The organism is Pseudomonas sp. TE3911 (assembly GCF_054062775.1).
Genome location: NZ_JBSSFP010000001.1, coordinates 5,485,789 through 5,503,228, shown reverse-complemented (window position 1 = coordinate 5,503,228; position 17,440 = coordinate 5,485,789). Strand labels below are relative to the sequence as shown.

Annotated in this window: 14 protein-coding genes and 1 pseudogene; 7 read left to right on the top strand and 8 right to left on the bottom strand. The window is 51.9% G+C overall.

Translation table 11 applies throughout. The features are described from left to right. Positions 1 to 82 precede the first annotated feature (82 nt). Together ACVWXD_RS24940 and ACVWXD_RS24935 are read left to right on the top strand one after the other, a co-directional pair. On the top strand, positions 83 to 538 hold the full coding sequence (locus tag ACVWXD_RS24940) for a hypothetical protein (protein WP_457371432.1): 456 nt from the start codon (positions 83 to 85) through the stop codon (positions 536 to 538). Positions 539 to 825: 287 nt separating this feature from the next. After that, a complete protein-coding gene (locus tag ACVWXD_RS24935) occupies positions 826 to 1,257 on the top strand; it encodes a PBECR2 nuclease fold domain-containing protein (RefSeq protein WP_232790524.1) in 432 nt (143 codons plus the stop codon). 1,137 nt (positions 1,258 to 2,394) lie between these two features. On the opposite strand, the gene ACVWXD_RS24930 is transcribed toward ACVWXD_RS24935, so the two are convergent. Continuing rightward, the gene (locus ACVWXD_RS24930; protein ID WP_101218781.1) at positions 2,395 to 2,631 is read right to left on the bottom strand and encodes a hypothetical protein; all 237 of its coding nucleotides are present in this window, start codon (positions 2,629 to 2,631) and stop codon (positions 2,395 to 2,397) included. Positions 2,632 to 3,339: 708 nt separating this feature from the next. On the opposite strand from ACVWXD_RS24930, the gene ACVWXD_RS24925 reads away from it, so the two are divergent. Continuing rightward, positions 3,340 to 3,723 carry a hypothetical protein gene (locus ACVWXD_RS24925; RefSeq protein WP_157829689.1) on the top strand — a complete coding sequence of 128 codons (384 nt, stop codon included), beginning with the start codon at positions 3,340 to 3,342 and terminating at the stop codon, positions 3,721 to 3,723. A 66-nt stretch (positions 3,724 to 3,789) separates the two neighbouring features. Here ACVWXD_RS24925 and ACVWXD_RS24920 read toward each other — a convergent pair whose 3' ends face one another. Then, on the bottom strand, positions 3,790 to 4,701 hold the full coding sequence (locus tag ACVWXD_RS24920; RefSeq protein ID WP_457371431.1) for a DUF4238 domain-containing protein: 912 nt from the start codon (positions 4,699 to 4,701) through the stop codon (positions 3,790 to 3,792). Positions 4,702 to 4,937: 236 nt separating this feature from the next. Between ACVWXD_RS24920 and ACVWXD_RS24915 the strand changes: the two genes are divergently transcribed. Then, entirely contained in the window at positions 4,938 to 6,128 is a 1,191-nt protein-coding gene (locus ACVWXD_RS24915) for a topoisomerase (RefSeq protein ID WP_457371430.1), read from the top strand. 328 nt (positions 6,129 to 6,456) lie between these two features. Here ACVWXD_RS24915 and ACVWXD_RS24910 read toward each other — a convergent pair whose 3' ends face one another. The 6 genes and pseudogenes from ACVWXD_RS24910 to ACVWXD_RS24885 form a co-directional block, all read right to left on the bottom strand. Further along, the gene (locus ACVWXD_RS24910) at positions 6,457 to 8,373 is read right to left on the bottom strand and encodes a methyl-accepting chemotaxis protein (protein ID WP_043205934.1); all 1,917 of its coding nucleotides are present in this window, start codon (positions 8,371 to 8,373) and stop codon (positions 6,457 to 6,459) included. 337 nt (positions 8,374 to 8,710) lie between these two features. Beyond that, positions 8,711 to 8,863: pseudogene (locus ACVWXD_RS24905) on the bottom strand (histone-like nucleoid-structuring protein, MvaT/MvaU family); the annotation flags it as partial. A 264-nt stretch (positions 8,864 to 9,127) separates the two neighbouring features. Next, a complete protein-coding gene (locus ACVWXD_RS24900; protein WP_457371429.1) occupies positions 9,128 to 9,433 on the bottom strand; it encodes a hypothetical protein in 306 nt (101 codons plus the stop codon). 79 nt (positions 9,434 to 9,512) lie between these two features. Next, on the bottom strand, positions 9,513 to 9,983 hold the full coding sequence (locus tag ACVWXD_RS24895) for an antitoxin Xre/MbcA/ParS toxin-binding domain-containing protein (RefSeq protein ID WP_198557184.1): 471 nt from the start codon (positions 9,981 to 9,983) through the stop codon (positions 9,513 to 9,515). A gap of 119 nt (positions 9,984 to 10,102) precedes the next feature. Further along, complete coding sequence (locus ACVWXD_RS24890) at positions 10,103 to 10,864, bottom strand: SIR2 family NAD-dependent protein deacylase (protein WP_101218791.1); 762 nt, start codon at positions 10,862 to 10,864, stop codon at positions 10,103 to 10,105. 28 nt (positions 10,865 to 10,892) lie between these two features. Continuing rightward, positions 10,893 to 12,455, bottom strand: a complete 1,563-nt coding sequence (locus ACVWXD_RS24885) for a TnsD family Tn7-like transposition protein (protein ID WP_457371428.1) — start codon at positions 12,453 to 12,455, stop codon at positions 10,893 to 10,895. Positions 12,456 to 13,170: 715 nt separating this feature from the next. On the opposite strand from ACVWXD_RS24885, the gene ACVWXD_RS24880 reads away from it, so the two are divergent. From ACVWXD_RS24880 to ACVWXD_RS24870, 3 genes are read left to right on the top strand one after another with little or no spacing between them, the layout of a single operon-like run. Next, positions 13,171 to 14,133 (top strand): PDDEXK family nuclease, encoded by a 963-nt coding sequence (locus ACVWXD_RS24880; protein WP_101218795.1) that lies wholly within the window; start codon positions 13,171 to 13,173, stop codon positions 14,131 to 14,133. Continuing rightward, entirely contained in the window at positions 14,130 to 16,127 is a 1,998-nt protein-coding gene (locus ACVWXD_RS24875) for a transposase (RefSeq protein ID WP_457371427.1), read from the top strand. The genes ACVWXD_RS24880 and ACVWXD_RS24875 overlap by 4 nt, the downstream gene beginning before the upstream one ends. Continuing rightward, positions 16,124 to 17,437: an ATP-binding protein gene (locus tag ACVWXD_RS24870; RefSeq protein WP_457371426.1), complete on the top strand. Its 1,314-nt coding sequence runs from the start codon at positions 16,124 to 16,126 to the stop codon at positions 17,435 to 17,437. The genes ACVWXD_RS24875 and ACVWXD_RS24870 overlap by 4 nt, the downstream gene beginning before the upstream one ends. The last annotated feature ends 3 nt before the right edge of the window (positions 17,438 to 17,440 follow it).

Below are 17,440 nucleotides of genomic sequence, written 5' to 3'. Positions count from 1 at the left end.
GGACTACCCCTCCTTAGGCCAGTACTGGTAACGGCCCAGTGCCATAGATATCATCGCCAGCTATTCCCGAAAGTACGAGCTGATGTCGATTTTGCAAAACCATCGAAAGGCTATCGCTCGTCTGTTGATGCGCTGCCTGGTCGACTGTCAGCTGGCACCTCGCGACCTTGCCCAACCCCTGCATATCGTGCTTCCCCGCTGGGACGCCAAACTGGGCAACGCGATCGTTTCTTCATTCTTCTTTCGCGAAGCGCACAAGCTCGGTGCCCGGGTCACCGTGCTCACCGTACCGGAGCTGGTCGACCTGCATCGGCTCGATTTCGGCGTCGACCGGGTCATCCCTGTCGCTTGCGCACCCACGCTGACCGGGCTGGGCCCACTGGTACGGGAATTGGGATCGGTCGATGTGTTTGTCCACCTAGTTGGCCGTATCCAACCCATCGAGATGCTGTTCATCCGCTTACTTCAGCCCGCCCGGGTCTACTCGCTGGATGATGCCTTGCACTGCGTCAGCGGCAAGGCCTGTGGAACACAGTGAGGCTTAGGCTTGCCAACCTACGAGGGATGCCGAGCGCAGCCCCCCGCCGATGGAAATAGTTACAGAGGCTCCTACGCGCAGCACTGAGTGACATCATGAACTGATCGGTGCGCCGGGCTGTTGCAAACGTCTTTTTCTAGACATGGCACAATGATGACCTGACCACCGCCTAGATTGAGCAACGACGTTTGAGCACGGACACTCTCCTACCCAAGATTTCTGAAATAAAGGGCCAGCCCACTTGGGTTGATTGCCATCTTCCAGACCTCCGTACTCTAGAGCGTGAGATGCGTACACAGGCTCTGGAAGAAGTAGTTGCGGCGACTAGCCATGAGGAAGCCATCGAAGTGACGGCTCAACACCTAGGATTTATTGACCCCGCTATCTTGTCCCTAACCGTCGAAACCCCAATGGGCGATGTAACGATTCTGCGCACCAGCATTTTTCATATTGTCGAAAAACGACTGGATGCCCGTGAGCGCTATGTGAGGTTGGCTTTAGATACGCTAACCGGTCCACTGGAAGTATGGAAAGTGGCTTTCACCGACGGAAGCGATCGCCTGGCTTTTATCGGAGCATACGAATCCAAACGGCAGATGCTGGTCAGCGTTGCGTTTTTCGAGGGAAAAATGCTGTGGAACTTCATGCACACCGACGCAAAATCGCTCAACAAGCATCGCCATGGACAGCTGCTGTACAAGCGCTACACACTTTTCTGAAGGCAAAGAAAAAGGGCTACTTGGAAAGTAGCCCTGAAATTTTAAGCTTGATATTCATATACACACCCTCAAGCAGGGGTGTGGAGGTCTCACCCTACGCTGATGTTCCAGCCATCGACGGGGTTCCTACGCCAGTTATAGCCGCTGGAGGCAACTGGTTTCGCGCTCAAGGACAATCATATACAAGGTGACACTTGTGTCAATCGAATTCGATGAATGGGCGTGATTTCCCTGGGCTTTTAGTGATCCCGAGAGAGTTTGTAACAGGTGAACCAGGCACAGAAAAAAGCCCCGCATGTGCGGGGCCTGCAGCGGTCAAAGGTCGTCGTAATGGTCACGCAGCCAGGCAAAAACCCGGTAGCCTTGCGCTACCTTTACGAGCGCGCAGAAACTTCCCCACGCGGCGCGGCAACTCAATTTGAAAAGGCGCATAGGCGGCTTCCTCAAAGAAGCCTGACAACCGTCACCCTTACCGGGCAAAGCGACGGATACTGAAAGGGGTCAGCGCTTTCAGCGAGCCAGGTGTTTTTCGGCCCTTCCTTCCCGGCGCGTTTTCCAGACGCGGTTAAGGGGCCAGGGCATTACGTGCCCACGACTTACGTAATACCGCAAAACCTACGACAGAAAAAAGCACTTTAGTGTTTTTTTGAAATAAATATGCAATTTCGCGTCAAGTCCTTGACTGCGCGCGCTCGTGACGTTCTAGGAATTTTCACAATGACGGCTCAATTTAGCCGAATATGGCTAGATACACCGCATTTTCGTGGAGTTCGGCGCAGTTCGCTGGTTTCCATTAACGATTCAATGAGGTTTCTATGAAGGCTTCTATACAATTCAATGAGCCTTACTGACCTACGATGAAGCACCGTTATTATCCATGAACGTATTGCGCAATGGTGCAACCGTAATTTATGCTCAATTCGTCAGCGCTTTCAGCGAACCGCAAACCGAACTCCAATTCGGTACGCACAAATCAACCGCCCCTCCAACGGCGGTTTTTTTGTGCCTGTTTTCCCTACCGTTACGGGTCACGTTCCGTGGACAAAAAAAGGTCCCTGCACATCGTCAAAGTGTGGAGGCCTTTTTTACATAAGCGGCTTTATTGGTAATCCTGCAGGACATCCCCGTGCGGCGCGCTTATTCCTCCAGCGGCACCAGTTGCAGCAGCGTTTGCGGTTTGGGTTCGGTCCTGGTCACGATCAGCCCGTCGACGGTGCCGGCCGCTTTGCCGTTGTAGTAAAACCTCCCGTCGTGAATCTCACCAACTCGCCACGCGTCAGCCCCCTCGTAATACAGCCCCTTGCGCACAACGCCCATCCACTGGCGATCAAAGCGAAGCTCGTAGTTCTTTTCGGGATTGAACTGCTCTGTCATTGCCTTACTCCTTGTCGTCCTGTTGGCCGTTCCTGGATGGAATAGCCAGCTCCTTTGTGTTTACTCCAGATCCGCCGCGCGGCGTTCCGCGTCAACATCGGCCAACACTTGGTGCAGAAGTGCGGCCCGCTCAGCCATCTGCTCGGCGTCCCGCTGCATCTGTGCCACAGAGCATCGTGCACGTCGACCGCCTGGCCCTTCAATAGATCGCCGTAGCCTTCCAGTTCCCGGGCGTCGCTGACCTCGGCATAAGCCGCCAGTTATTGCGGGGTTTCCAGGATAGTTGACTTGGAAGAGTCGCCTTTACCTATGAGGCAGAGGATGTCAGCTGGCGGTACGTTCCAGTCAAGCGCATTCACACCACGAAAGTTCTTGATCACGGTCTTTCTGATTTTCACCGACCGGTATCCTTCTGAACGGCATCTATGAGCAATGGCGAAATCCGTCTGCAAGATGGAGTTTCGCTTTATCCACATCAGTGTAACGATCAGAGGATTCTATTTGCCAAGAGCAATGGGCGAAGTGGTTCCTTGCCTTTTTTTCAAGGCAGCTCAACAACCATTTCGGATGGTTGAAAGGGTCGTTCTAGAGCGCCTGGAACACGTCCAAAGCCACTGAATTTCAAAACTGTAAATCCTCTTTGCAAAGCGCCGCTTTGCTATCGCGCTAACTGCGCGTGTCATGCAATGTGCAAAGAGAATCCCATATATGACTGCAAGAGAAAAAAAATCGACTCTGAAAACTAAGCTATTGTCTTGGCCGTCTGCAAAGACTCGACCTGTGTTTTTCGTACTTATCGTGTTGTTCAGTTCTCCAAGGCCACTGATTAACATCGACCAAAGCACTGCTATTCATCAAACACTCTACAATTTCCCGTCTAAGCACAAGGCAAAAACCACCACGATGGACAAGACTGACTCTACGACAATCCAGCAGTATCTTGAATGGTTGGAGGCTCTGACGCAGCGACAAAATGCCGAGGTGCAATGCGAAGCCTCGGCAGAGTGTTTGGAGGAATTACGCCAGCAGGATGAATCCCTGAGCTCGCATCACCTAGACGGCATGACGAGCAACAAGCGACCTCATCACTGATGTTTAATGGCTGCCTGCTGATCGTAGGCAGCCTGTTCAAAAGTATTCGAAATTGATGTAATCGCCCTAAACATCCCAAGCATCTTCATCCATCAAGAAATTTGAGACGTATTCACGCTGCTCTGCGAGAGTTGGGTGGTCCAGAGCCCAGCCCAGATGGCAGCTAATGAACTCACCTTGCGCACCGTCGCAGTAGTAAGCAGCGCGCGCCTTCGCCAAGGTATATAAGTTGATGAGTCGAGCACGAGCATGCGACTTAAGGCGACCAAAGACCATAACGTTCGGATCATCGGAAAATACCAATGCTTTACCTGGGGCGATGGCGATGATGAACAACAGGTTCTTCAGATAGTCTCCCCAGCGGGATGCGGGGTAATCAGAAGCAAGCAAGCATGGTAACTCCCAGCTGAACTCCTGCATGTGCGCTGCCACGAGACCATCTGAGAACGGCTGGTCAATTAACGGCAAAGTCTCGTTTTGGGCAAGCAACACCAACGACACCACCCCGAGCGAATCACTCGACTTAAAGTAGTCGATAACATCATCGATTGAGCGATGCGAGAAGATCTGGTCGTCCTTCATCCTCTGCCGCAAGAGATCGAGTTCTGAGCGAACATCCATGGCTTTGAGGATGTCTGGATGGCGAGCTTCCAACAACGTAAGGGTGTTCGCCAGTTGCCGACGATCGGCCAGATTCCAATCGTTAACTCTACTGCCACGTGCCTTCTCGATAATCTTATGACCAGCTTCGTCAATCATCGGGGTGATGTAGCTGGATTCGACCTCAAATCCGCCATCTGCAAAGTCGATACGGTACAAATCCTGAATTGAAGCAGTGTGCTTTATGGCAACCGTCTTGATTTCCATCGCACCGCTTGAAGGTAAACGACGATAGCGGAAAATTCTGCCATTCGTGTGTTGCCAAGCTTTGAGGAAGTGTTGGGGGATAAAGTGATGATTGCGTGGGGGATTCGACATTCAGTAAAGCTCTCTTATCCAAAAACACTGTAAGGCCGGATAGATGAAGTATTAGCAAAATGCCACTCCTTGTGTTTCCCGTATCCTAGGCGATGTCTATGCACAATGGGAATAGGAGGACGCGGAGCAGGCCATATCGCCTGAAAAAGAATTCTAGTTTGCATCCAACACCGGCTGCTTAGCTGAGAAAAAACCTAACGCAGTTTCCGGGATGAGTTGACCACTACTGAGAATCCATGGATTCTCAACAGCGAAGCGCCGCACTCCGGCTCCGAGCTAAAAGCCAAGAGCGCCTCGCGGCATGGCGACCAAGGAAAGGAACAACAACAGTGGCTCCTAGAGATCCGGTAAAAACACAGCGCAATCGTCGGATTGCTGAGCTTTCGGCGGAAATAAACGAACTTAAGGAAAACGTTCTAAAAGTCACCTGTTACCCAAGCGAGCATTCGTTGAATGCGACTTATGGCGGGAAGCACGCCGAGTACATCGACATCAAGCACGAAGTCATCGACTCACCCGGGCAGTTCATCGCGCTCTATGTCCGCGGTTTCCTCAAAGTCCTCGATGAACTCGGATCTGCCGCACGGCCCGGCAATCCCTACTTCGACGCTCACGCGCACATCAAGAACTCCAAGATTGTGGAGCGCTGGTTCAAATTGTTTCTAACTCGAACCTACCTTCGTCAATTCGATGCACTTGCCCGAAAGCGTCCAGAAGTAGAGGACGCCGAAATTTGGATAGGTCAGAAAAATGCATCCTATGGCATCCTGGTAACTCCCCGGTTCAAAAATGGAGCCTGGGAGAATGATAAGAGCGAGATTCGGCATTTCAAACCGAATTACTGGACCATCGGCCATATCCTGCAGACTGGTTTCGTAATACCCGACGAAGATGATCGCATTGAGTTTTCTTCCGTAGATCAATATCTGAAGTTCTTCCGCCAGACCCTAGTGCGCAACTCTGGATCAACGCACGAAATGGAAATAGCAAAGCGCTACTGCCAATTCGTGCTCGATAGCGAGCATCCACTGGACGTACCGCTGCTGATTCCGGAACTGCGCTACGGAGGAAAGGTGGCTAACCATGAGCACCGCCTAGATTTCACCATCATTGATCCCTTCACCTTGTCGAAGGTCGGTTTCGAAATTTCGCCTTGGTCAACCCACGGCAGGCTGAAAGAAACCAGCGGTAAGACCCAGAAACTAATTAATGAAGAGGCTCAGGCGAACTTCGAGAAGGAGATGCGCAAGCTCAAGGCCTATTTCCGAAAATGGGGTATCCCTATCATCGTTTACACAGATACCGACCTGAAGGATCACGATGGCATCTTCGAAGAGATGGCCGCGTACCTTTCCCCGACTCGCAAGGCCAAGCAGTTGGAGTTTCATGCCATGGAAGACTTTTTGGCGTTCAAACCCAGTCGCTAATGTTCTGTTTCCAATAAAACGCTCTCTTCACTTGCGTCTCCCATGGCTGCTTGCTCGATAATCGTCATGTGGTTTCGTTTAGGAAGATGTTCAGTAAGCGTCTGCCAAAGTCACCTTGTATGACTCAGAACGGTATAAGCAGTCCTTCAGAAAGCCGTAGGACGGCTGATAATCCATGGCCTGACCTCATCCGGCGTCATGAAAAGCCTCGTTTATCGCGTTGAGCAAAGTAGCCCTTATAGGCGCGTCACCCTCTCACCTACCAATCCTCAAATACCCGAAAGTCATTCTCTCGGGCATTTGAGCATCCGGTAAAAAAACTTGTAACTCAGTTCACCTTGAACCGTCCCACCAGCCCCTGCTGTTGCTCGGCCAAGCGGGCTAACTCGCGGCTGGTGACGGCGGTTTGTTCAGCACCGGCGCTGACCTGGATAACCAGAGTGTTGATGTCGTTTACGTTGCGGTGGATCTCCTCGGCAACCTGACTCTGTTGTTCTGCCGCCGAGGCGACCTGTATGTTGCTGTCGCTGATGGTCGCGATGCCCTCGGCTATTTCTTCTAGCAACTCCCCTGCGCGCACTACGTTGCTCGCGCCTTCTTGAGCCTTCCCTAGAGTTTCCTGCATGGAAGTGGCGGCACGGTCGGAGCCGGATTGCAGATTGGCGATCATCTTCTGGATACTGACGGTGGAATCCTGAGTCTTTTTGGCCAGATTCCGCACCTCATCGGCGACCACGGCAAATCCACGACCCTGCTCACCGGCACGGGCAGCCTCAATGGCAGCGTTCAAAGCTAGCAGATTGGTTTGCTCTGCTACACCACGAATCACATCCAAAACCGAGGAGATGGAATAGCTTTCACCCTTGAGCTCCTCAATGATTCGGGATGTTTGTTCGGCCTGAACCTCAAGCCCTTTGATCAAGCTGATGGTGTTCTCGATTTCAGCCTTGCCCTGCATAGTGCTGGCATTAACGCGCTGCGACATCTCTGCGGCGTCGGTAGTGCTGCGCGCCACGTCTTTGACCGTGGCGCTCATCTCGCTGATGGCAGTGACCACCTGATCGGTGCCTTGACGCTGCTGGACGACGTTATTGCTAGTTTGCAGGGCCACAGCCGAAGACTGCTCGGCGGCGGTCGCGACCTGCGCCGTGGCACTCCCGATCTCACGGATCACTTCACCGATCTGTATGGCCATGTTATCCAGGTTACGCGAGATCTCGCCAAACTCGTCTCTGCCGGTGTAACGGGTTCTGGCAGTTAGGTCACGCGTGGATAGCGAAATAAGGGTGCGGTTCACGTCGACCACAGCGATTTTGATATTGCGAATAATCACCGAAGCGAGCCACAGCACCGCAATCAACATCAGAATGACGGTGGCTATTGCGACATACAGACTGCGCTGGGCATCGGTACGCGCGACATTGGCTAGGCTCACGACCGTCTGGCCCAGTTCAGCCTCGACCTGAGCCATCATGTCGATACGGCTGGTGGAAAGGTTGAACCAGTCTTCGGGTTTGATATTAAGCGGATCGCCTAGAGGCGTATCAAATCCGAGTTTTTGCAGGCGAGCTACATCGACGGATGCGGGCTGTTGTAGAACCGCATCCAGCTTATTTTTGAACACGGCAGGAGCCCAGCGTTGAAAGGCCTCGAAATAGCCGGAGAACTCGCCCATGTTGCGGCTGAAACGTGACAACAGCGGCGCATCAAAACGGTTTTGGTTGAATGCCAGGCCAAGCAGTACACGCTCTCGACCAGAGCGCTCTTTCATGTCTACGAACTGATTGAGTGAACTCAGCCCACGCAGGATTTCCGGATCCTCAATGCTGGTTTCCAGTGAGTAAGAGAAGCCGATCAAATTTTTGATAAGATCGGTGAATCGGGTGCCGGACTCGCCGTTATTGATTGCGAGCGTGTCCACCTGCTGACGCAGTCCGGCCAAACCATCAATTGCGCGCAGCATCTTGTCAGGCGCGATAAGACCCTCGGTCGATTGCGCATGCATCGCGCTCACCGCACGGTCGGTTTCTTGGCGTAAGACTTTCAACTTGTCCTGCATCGTCTTACCACCGCTGCCCAGAAACACGCCGCTTGCGCCGCGCTCACGCTGGATAGTGGTTACTACGTCACTGAGTTTCTGCGCGGTGCCGGTAGCGGTGACCGCTCGGTTCATCTCGCTCAGTGTCTCTCGTTTGTCAGCTACAAAAATCCCGGCGAAGACCAGAAAGCCCAACAGGGGAAACATCAAAATAAGCAGTAGCTTTGTACTCAAAGGAGCATTTCTAAGCATGGCAGGCCTCAGGGCTTGAAGATGTTGTTTAAAGCTATCCAAGGCGAACGTTCTATGAAGTCGACGTCTGATAGAGCCCAGGATGGTTCAGTAGTAGCCTGCCGTAGCCAGTTTTTTCTCCGTTCGGAATGTTTCGGCTGAAACCAGCAAAGCTTTACCTGTACCCGTGTATCGATAGGGGCCTAGGTACCGAGTAGGTGGGATCTTTAGCTAGTACGAAGCGTTGACATGGCAAAGCGGACTGCGAAAAAAAAGGCCCTCATTGAGGGCCTTTGCGTCTGCTAACTGTAATTCACTTCGAAAGCCAAGACTCTACGACATCCGAACCATGCTCATTTTTCCAGGCTTTAAGCAGCTTGTGATTACCACCTTTGGTCTCAACGATCTCGCCCGAATGCGGGTTTTTGTAAACTTTCAACGAACGTGCCTTCCGAGTACCCTTCTCTGCAGGCGCAGACAGAGGTGGCGGTTCAAACGGAAGAGCACTGCCACCAGTAGTCAAAGCGAGCGTGCCTGCGATAACTATGGTCGAAGCATCTGTCGTGATTTCAGGATTCGGGCAAAAGCTTGTGTGGCGTGAGAGAACGCATCGTGACCCAGGTCATCAATGGGTCCGCTCCCTCTTAATTAGTGCGTTCTGAACAAGAACCTGCAATCGAAGTGAACTACTATTTTCTTCTGCGGAAACGGCCGTTGTGGCCAAGCTGCATCAACCTCTGTCCTTGAAGAAATCATCCCTCGTAATCAAACCGAATTCATCATTCGGCATTCTGCCATCATCGTCGAAGAGCCCTTGAGTACGCCGCTCTTGCTTGAGGCCGGCAACAGCTTGGAAAAAGCAGCCTTCACACAGGTGTATCTCGTAGCGCTCACCGTCATGCTTCGTTCCATAGCCCCAATGTGCCTGCAACGTTGCAAATTGAAGCCCAACGTTGTTTACCTTGGTGGTGAGCCGGCAGACATCGCAAACAACGTCTCTGACACCATCAATTTCGACCTTACCGATAACTTTCATCTCCTATCTCCTCACGTCAGCAAGCGTATGAAATCAGATGATCCCCGAGTGACCATATCTCGCGTGGAGGGGCACGCCGCTACTGATAAACACCCAAGCGAGCGCGCTCCAGGTATTCCATCACAACCTTGAAACCCACCGAGGTATTGAGCATCTCGAAAGGAACAATCCCTGACAGATGCTTACATGACCGTCCCAGCCAATTCTCGGCGAGGGTTTGAGAGCCGAAGACCATCACTGCAAGCTCAAGTCCCTGGGCGTATTGGAGCGCTACAGCGCTCTGCTGGGGATTCAATCGGACTTCGTTCTGGAGATTACTCAGCCGTTGGATGGTCCGAGCGGACTTCCCCATGATTCGCTCTAGGAGCTTGTGAGCTTTAAACAGGCTTGATGAGCGGACCATAGCCTGAACATCACTGAGGGCAAAACCAGCTTGGACAAGGCGCAGGATGTCCAGATGACTCAAGCTTCCTGTCTCAGCATGGGTCAACTGGAACGTCGGCGGTTGAGCTGCGGCCCCTGTTTGAGGTCTCAAGATTGAAGAACTCATTGGACTGACCTCCCAATGCTCTGTATGCCAGATTAAATCCGTTTCTCTCTCATTGTAGTGATCAGCCGCTTCGAAACATGAGTTAATCCCAACTCGGCTCGCTGGGTCGCTCAAGATAACTACTTCACTCCCAAGCATCCGAGCAACTCCGGCAGCACTTGCGCAGCGCTGCCTATCAACATGATCTCCCTATCGCCTCCCAGGCTCACATCCTCAAGATTTACATGGATCACGGTGGCTTTTGCTTTGATGGCCATCTCAGGCAGGTCCGCTGCCGGCCTAACCACACCAGATGTCCCTACGGAGATAAGCACGTCGCAGGTCCTGACGAGCCGCACAGCCGACAGCCAGGCATCCTCAGGTAAATTCTCCTTAAACCAGACTACTCCCGGTCGGGCTCGACCATTGCAGCGGCTGCACCTGGGCGGCTCAACCAACTCGCCCTCTTTGGGAATGCTCAACTGTTCTAGCTCCAATGCAATCGGACGGTGGCATGCAAAGCATTTCACGCTCAGCAGGGTGCCATGCAGATGGACAACTGCATCTACTCCGGCCCGCTCATGTAGATTGTCAATATTCTGGGTGATCACCGATACGTCCCAGCCAGCCTTCGCAAACTTGCGGATTGAGTAATGACCTGCGTTAGGTTGGGCCAGAGTGACTTGGCGCCGACGCCACAGATACCACCCCCATACCAGCGCGGAGTTCTCTCGAAACGCGTCAGCGGTTTCCAAACGCTGTGGGTCATGCTTTGCCCACAATCCAGTGAGTTTGTCTCGGAAGGTCGGTATGCCGCTCTCGGCAGATATACCCGCCCCCGTGAAGAACACGATTCGCCTGGCTACTGCCAGCACATCGGCCGCTTTCTGCATGTGGGTCATGATGCACACCTGGCCGATCAGTACGGCCCTATCGTTTGAACAGCAGCTTCATATAGACCCGAGTTCGCGGATATCGATCTCGACGCTCCAGACGCTGTGCAAGGCGTGGGAATAGGGAGAAAATCTGCGACTGCTTGAGACACAGGTTCTGATCCGATCCGAATCGCCGAATAATCTCAGCTTCCAACTCACGTTGCAGTCCCTCGTCCCTGCTCTCCCAATCGACTCGCGGATTAGGGTTTCTAGCAGGTTTGGGCATTTGACTAGCTTGCGCATACAACCACTCTCTGTCGTGACGATGCAGCCAGGTGTAAAGCGATTGGCATTCGCGGCGAAGCTCAGTGAGAGAATGCGATGGAAACTGCAACTGAAGCTCAGCCCATCGTAAGCGATGATCAGCCTGATCGAGAGCCATCCGTCGAGCCTCCCATGACGCTTGAACGCCACGCTCCGCGCGGAGCAGCTTGTTCACCGTGGATATGGTGAGTTGAAACTCCCGGCAAATGTCATCCTTTGCCGTTCCTTCAGCAAGTCGGCTCAGTAAAAGTGCCCTGAGCTCAGGCTTGAGCCGCTTCGGCCGAGCGTGGCCCTTTCTGTTTGCCGGTGATACTGAAACGTCAGGTACTGGGGGTGACGTCGGCAGTGCCGAAAGCGCTTTCCGCTGAGCACAAGCGATATCGTGGCATACCGCAAAGGACGAAACCTCGCCGAATAGCCAGGTAATCATCATCAGGTGTTTGAGTGGATGAATGTGCCGCCGTGGTGACCGCACCATTTGACTGATGAAGCTGGCGGCGGCGGTCTCAGTAGATGGTAGCCCACCATATGGACGAAACCTTCGCAAGGGGCTGATATGCGTCAACAGGCTGTGTGCCGCGCTTTCCGTTGGTAGCCACTTGCGGTAGAGCTGGGCGACCTCTACTGGATCAAAGTGCTTGGCCAAGCCTAGAGACCCCAACTCGCGGCACGCCGAGGCCAGTTGAGCGAGGCGTTCCCGTTCCAGGTAGGTGATCACGCCATAATCCGAATCGCGTAATGTGCCAGCCCAGGGCATCGTCCAAGTGAAGCGCCCACACCAACGGCGATTTTGGCTGCATTCGCAAAGCACTTCACTGTGCTCAGGGCATACCACCACGCCTGGGTACTGATGGGACAGATGCCAATATGAGACCCCACACGAGTCCAGGTCCCGAGCCATGCAGGACCGGCAGGCTCGCAAAGGATGATCAGCACCAAATCCTCCACAAACGAGGCCGAGTTGGTACTTCAGCGGTCCAAGCGATGGGCCTCTGATTTGAACAAGGGCGCCGGCGACTGAGCTATCCGACTGAAAAGGGGAGAAGAACGGGAAAATGGTGCGCTGTTCGATGATGGAGATGGCTTCTCCCCAAAGGCCCGAGGTGTTCCGCTCGAAAGCATCCAAACCACAAGGCACATCGTGCTTGATGCACCGTTCTGAGAGGCTGAACAGCTGCTCGGTAGTCGCGGCTGGGCGGAGGTGACCAGACAGGAAATGCAGACGACTGCAAAGACTGAAGAACGTCTCTCCCGGTAGCCAAGCGAGGGAAAGTCCAAAACAAGAGGTAGCCATGGGCACCTCTCCATGCGAAAGGCTTCTCGGGCACGCATACGTGCTGTGGATAACTTATTGTAGCCGGATGGCAGTTGTGGATAGTTTTTTTGGAACTATCAGATAGCGTAGATATTCAGCTACGCCTTAGCGATGTGGATAACTTCTAAGTTATCCAACGAAGAGCAATTGAAACCTTTTGCACACATCAACCATACAAACTTACGCTATATCAAGCAGCTAGGGAAGGGACCGGAATCTTGTGTGCGCTTTGCAAAAAACTTTTAAGGTTGTCAACACAGCTTTCATAGCGTTACCATGCGTAATAATCGCTATAGGCTTAACTGCGAATCGATCTAAAAATGCATAGATAGCAGCGTATGCTAAGTCTCCAAACTTCGCTATGCGCCTAGAGCAAAAAGTTCGCTGCCAAGTAAAGTAGCCAAATTTAGAATATAAAGAGGTAAGCGGTATGAAGAATTCTGGTTAGCTTTTCGGGGAGCCAGAATAGACAAAGGCCTGAGTTTTACCCCAAGCCCCTGTGTCAAGATTAGTGCCCTGACACGATCATTGTCTATCCGCGTGTGCGGGGCGTCAAGCCCTGCAGTCCCCCTTCGTCCCTTGAAACGTAAATCCGGGTGCCCCAACAGGACCAGGTCGTGTGCGTACGCCTTTCGTACGCATGTACTCCACTTGGCCACCTCTGGCAGAACAAGTGGTATGGGTATGGACAATAATGATTTCTGAAAAAACGCTGAAGCGGATTAGAGACCGCCAGGGCAATTTCCGGTGGGGGGACGATTACGTTCCCGCCATTTGTGCTGTACCAGGTGAAGCCCCGAAGACTTCGAGGATCTGCCGCCTTAACAGCCGAAAGCTGGGCCGCACACTTCACCTGCTATCTATTCCTGAACGAGTGTTCACACAACTAGCGTTGTTCAATCCAGCAGTGTTTGAAATTCATGAGCAAAAAATGCTGCACCCGGTGCCGCATGTACATCCCCTGCATGGCCACCCTTTCGCCCTTGGCTTGAGTCTAAGTCCTCTAGTCGGAACTCTCGCCGCAGCAAAAGATATAGGGATGGACCATGCCAAGGTGGTGATAGAAACGCCGTGCGGCGAACGCCAGTGGTCCGCCTACCCATACTTGGGTGACCTACTGATCTACCTCCGAGAGCCGGGCACAGCACCCTATGCTCTAAACTGGAACATCAAACTTTCCAAGTTTGATTTTATGGAGAAACGGCGTTCAAAAGTGAAATCATTAGAAGCGCGGAGAGAAGATCGTGAACGCGCTGAGTTACGTCTTCGCCTAGAAGAAACTTATTATGCAAGCGCCGGCATCAGAACAGTAAATCTCTCGCTCGACGATATAGATCCAATTGTCGTAGCCAACTTGGATCAGATTTTCGGATTACATGATCGGCCTCTCAGCCTTGACTCTCAATTGCTGGAGGACTTCAGCCATCAACTGCAAGAGGACTTTAATATAGGTCGCCCTCCTGCGCTGGCAGCCATCGCCTACAGCAACAAATGGGGGCATCGGGATCAGTTTATCGCACGGATATACCAAGATATTTGGAATCGAGCCCTGCCAGTAGACCTATTTCAATATATACAGATTGACCAACCACTTGGACAGGCCCGGTGCGAAGTGATTGACCACTATCGGGATTTCTTCTCGGAAGCCACCAAATGATGGCGGGATCTCGGCTCATCGCTCCCCAGGGCTGCGGTGAGCTCATCAAAGGAAAGGAATACCACTTTCTCATCAGCGATGGTGGATGTAACCGTGTCCGCCTGGTCGAGTTCGATGAAAAAGGGTCAACTGCAAAACTGCACACGATGACCCGGCTGCGCTTTGAAGCGGCGCTAGAGGATGGTGAGATCGTAGAGGCAGGCAGCCATGATTATCCGCCATGGCTGGGAGCGACAGCAGGCATCGAAACCAAATGGCGCGAAAGCCGCCGCGTTGGCCCGAAACAGTCATACGAGGAGAAAGTTGACGGCCGCCTGATGAGCATCGCAGAACTAATTCCCAAGAGAGCGGAGATACTGGCCTCAGATGACCCAGAGGCAATCATCAATGCTCACGCCAGAGCTTCAAAGCCAAGGCAGCATCCTGCACGGATCAGGCTATGGTTCTTCACTTACCTTGTATTTGGGCAAACTAAGTGGGCATTGATGCCTCGCTTTGACCAGTGCGGCAAATGGGACAGGAGTGAGAAAACCGATAAAAAACTTGGTCGCCCCTCCGGCCATGGTCAGAATCATGGGTATCCCGTAACACCTGAAATGAAGGAAAAAATTCTGCACGGCTTCTCGAAACACAAACGGGTAGATAAGACCAAGGACGATATTTACGGGGATTCACTGCGAAAGACCTTTGGTTGCCGTACTCGTCAGGGTTCAGCGGGAAAAGAGTTTTACCATCCCAAAGGTGAGCCTTTTCCAAGTTTCAATCAATTCTGGAATTGGGTAAAACGGCAAACAGAACCAGCAGCCCTTGCGCAAGAAATGATAGGGCCAAGCGCTGCCCGTGCTAAATCTGGAGACATCGGAAGCTTTGCTCATATGATTGGCAACCTAAACCAGCGGTTGGAATTCGATGGTTATTATCCGAGCGAAAAAATATCGGGAATCATCGAAGGAGCACCGCTGGACTCATTTTGTGTAGTAAGAGCAGTGTGTGCACTTTCAGGGGCGGTTGTAGGTATCGGTTTCGCCAGAAGCAGGGAAAGTCTAGAGGCATACCGAATGGCCTTATTTTGTATAGCAGTAGGCAAGGTTAAATACTGTGAGCTTTTTGGTATCGATATCAAGCCAGAGGAGTGGCCCTGTGAAGGACTCTCAAGCCAGATGATATTCGATAGAGGCCCTGCAGTGTACATGAACGTTTCTGAATCAAAAGAATGGCTAGGCCGACTGGAAGTTACACCTACACATTCTGGGCAATCAAAAGCCACAGTTGAATCATCCCACCCGAGGGATAAGCAGTTCAAAGATCAGCCGGTACACGTTCATAGCGGTCTCAATCTTGTTGAGATGGCACGTAGAGAGATACGTAGGGTTATCAAGGACAACGAGACCTCCGACGCAAGCGACCGGATGGATGGAGATATGTGGCTGGAACGTTTCTCACCAACCCCTCTGAATGTTTGGAATTACCACGATGCCCTAGGCCGCAACCATGGCATTAAGGTGTCATTTGAAGAAGCCATTAGAGAGTTTTTGACACCTATGCCTGCGGTGATCAAAGAAAAAGGCGTTTATTTTTTCGGGAGAAAATACAACTCAAAAGAGCTTACTAATACCGGTATATTTGACCGCGTTGCTCACAGTGGCGTGATTCGCGTAATAGCATACAGCATGACAATGTGTGTGCGTCACATATGGGTAGAGGTTGAGGGCAGGCTTCACGAGCTAAGTTTCGTTTACACCGCAAGCACAAGACCTGGAAGCGGGGATATTTCGCTGGAAGACCTTAAGTTCATCAACGAGTTACGACTCCAAGCTCAAGCAAAACGCCGGAACGAAAAAGTTGCCATTGAACAACATCACTATCAAGAGTATGAAAAAGAGACAGGCAAGGCGTGGCATACCGGTGTGAGAAAACCGGGACGAGCCGCAAAGAGCCCTGAAGCACAGCGAGACTTACATGATCAAAGACGAATTATGGGTAATAAATCATGATCGAAAGAATGCGGACGCGATTCGATGGTCTGATTGATATCGAGAACATTCGAAAAAAGGTAACGATCCGCCCAGAACCCGTTGGCGACATTGATCGACTACCTCCAATGTTAGCTGCTCACTTCCTTGATATGAAACTGAGGCAGATTTTTCTACCAAATCAATTTAGCTTGGAGCTGATTTCAGAGCTGGTAGGAAAAGCAGCGATACACTCGACGATGCGGTCCGAAACAGAACAAATTTTTGTCAACGGTTTGTATTACCCAACACCATCAGAAACGTTTCCAGTTTGTCTGACTGGCTTAGCGGGTGTGGGTAAATCGGCGACCATCGAAGCGCTACTTCGCGTAATGCCCGGTCCTACTGAGTTCAAAATAGATCATTGCATGGAACCCCAAACGGCCGACTCTTACTGGTACGCTAGCGCTAAGGGTAAAGCGTCTGGTAAGCAGCTACTCACTGATTTCCTTGGCACTGAAGTGTCTACCCGTGAGAACGTTGCAACCCTCAAATTAAGAGCACAGCAGCAAGCAAACAAGCGCGGTATATCTCTGGCAGTGCTTGAGGAAATGCAGCATTTAACGCCTGGGAAAGGCGTAGCCCTAACGACCGACATACTGCTTACTATGTCCGGCCTCGGCTTACCCATGGTGTATGTATCGAACTTCAGCTTGGGGCATAAGCTGCTCAAACGTAACCAAGAAGACACTCAACGTTTAGTAGCAGAGCCTAGAATCATGTGGCCGGATGCACCAGAGTCAAAAATCTGGGCTGATTTCATAGATGAATGTATTACTGTGAGTGACGGTCGAATTCGGGCCGAACCCGCAGATTTTTCTCACGAAATTTATCGTGGGAGCTATGGGCTTAAGCGTGCAGCCATTCACCTGATGGTACAAGCATATATTCAAGCTCGTGCCTCGAACCGCACATGGGTTAAACTTGAGGATGTTCATCAAGCGTATACCTCAAGTGCGTATTATTCATACAGAATAGACGTTGAGGAACTGGAGCGGATTGCAATTCAAAACAAATCCAAGCGAGAGGACCTTATTTGCCCCTTCGGCTCACCCACGCGGTCTAATGTGGTGCAGTTCGTAAGGAAGGAACGCGACAACCGTGTCGCACAAGCTGTTTTCAAAGGTGCGCTGACGGCTGAGGAGCGTGAAACGCATAAAAGCTTGAAGCTGGATACCGACATGAAGGCTCAAACCCCGAGGCGCCCTAAGCGTCCGCCTTTAGGGAAACCAACAAATGATGACTTGGGGAACGCGTTCAGCGATTATTTTGATGATAAGGATGACAAGTAATAT

What these genes read in the sequence shown, in the direction of transcription:
- ACVWXD_RS24870 (WP_457371426.1), top strand. Translation starts at nt 16,124, where the DNA reads ATGATCGAAAGAATGCGGACGCGATTCGATGGTCTGATTGATATCGAG.
- ACVWXD_RS24920 (WP_457371431.1), bottom strand. Translation starts at nt 4,701, where the DNA reads ATGTCGAATCCCCCACGCAATCATCACTTTATCCCCCAACACTTCCTC.
- ACVWXD_RS24895 (WP_198557184.1), bottom strand. Translation starts at nt 9,983, where the DNA reads ATGAGTTCTTCAATCTTGAGACCTCAAACAGGGGCCGCAGCTCAACCG.
- ACVWXD_RS24910 (WP_043205934.1), bottom strand. Translation starts at nt 8,373, where the DNA reads ATGTTTCCCCTGTTGGGCTTTCTGGTCTTCGCCGGGATTTTTGTAGCT.
- ACVWXD_RS24900 (WP_457371429.1), bottom strand. Translation starts at nt 9,433, where the DNA reads ATGAAAGTTATCGGTAAGGTCGAAATTGATGGTGTCAGAGACGTTGTT.
- ACVWXD_RS24940 (WP_457371432.1), top strand. Translation starts at nt 83, where the DNA reads ATGTCGATTTTGCAAAACCATCGAAAGGCTATCGCTCGTCTGTTGATG.
- ACVWXD_RS24880 (WP_101218795.1), top strand. Translation starts at nt 13,171, where the DNA reads ATGATTTCTGAAAAAACGCTGAAGCGGATTAGAGACCGCCAGGGCAAT.
- ACVWXD_RS24890 (WP_101218791.1), bottom strand. Translation starts at nt 10,864, where the DNA reads ATGACCCACATGCAGAAAGCGGCCGATGTGCTGGCAGTAGCCAGGCGA.
- ACVWXD_RS24930 (WP_101218781.1), bottom strand. Translation starts at nt 2,631, where the DNA reads ATGACAGAGCAGTTCAATCCCGAAAAGAACTACGAGCTTCGCTTTGAT.
- ACVWXD_RS24925 (WP_157829689.1), top strand. Translation starts at nt 3,340, where the DNA reads ATGACTGCAAGAGAAAAAAAATCGACTCTGAAAACTAAGCTATTGTCT.
- ACVWXD_RS24885 (WP_457371428.1), bottom strand. Translation starts at nt 12,455, where the DNA reads ATGGCTACCTCTTGTTTTGGACTTTCCCTCGCTTGGCTACCGGGAGAG.
- ACVWXD_RS24915 (WP_457371430.1), top strand. Translation starts at nt 4,938, where the DNA reads ATGGATTCTCAACAGCGAAGCGCCGCACTCCGGCTCCGAGCTAAAAGC.
- ACVWXD_RS24875 (WP_457371427.1), top strand. Translation starts at nt 14,130, where the DNA reads ATGATGGCGGGATCTCGGCTCATCGCTCCCCAGGGCTGCGGTGAGCTC.
- ACVWXD_RS24935 (WP_232790524.1), top strand. Translation starts at nt 826, where the DNA reads ATGCGTACACAGGCTCTGGAAGAAGTAGTTGCGGCGACTAGCCATGAG.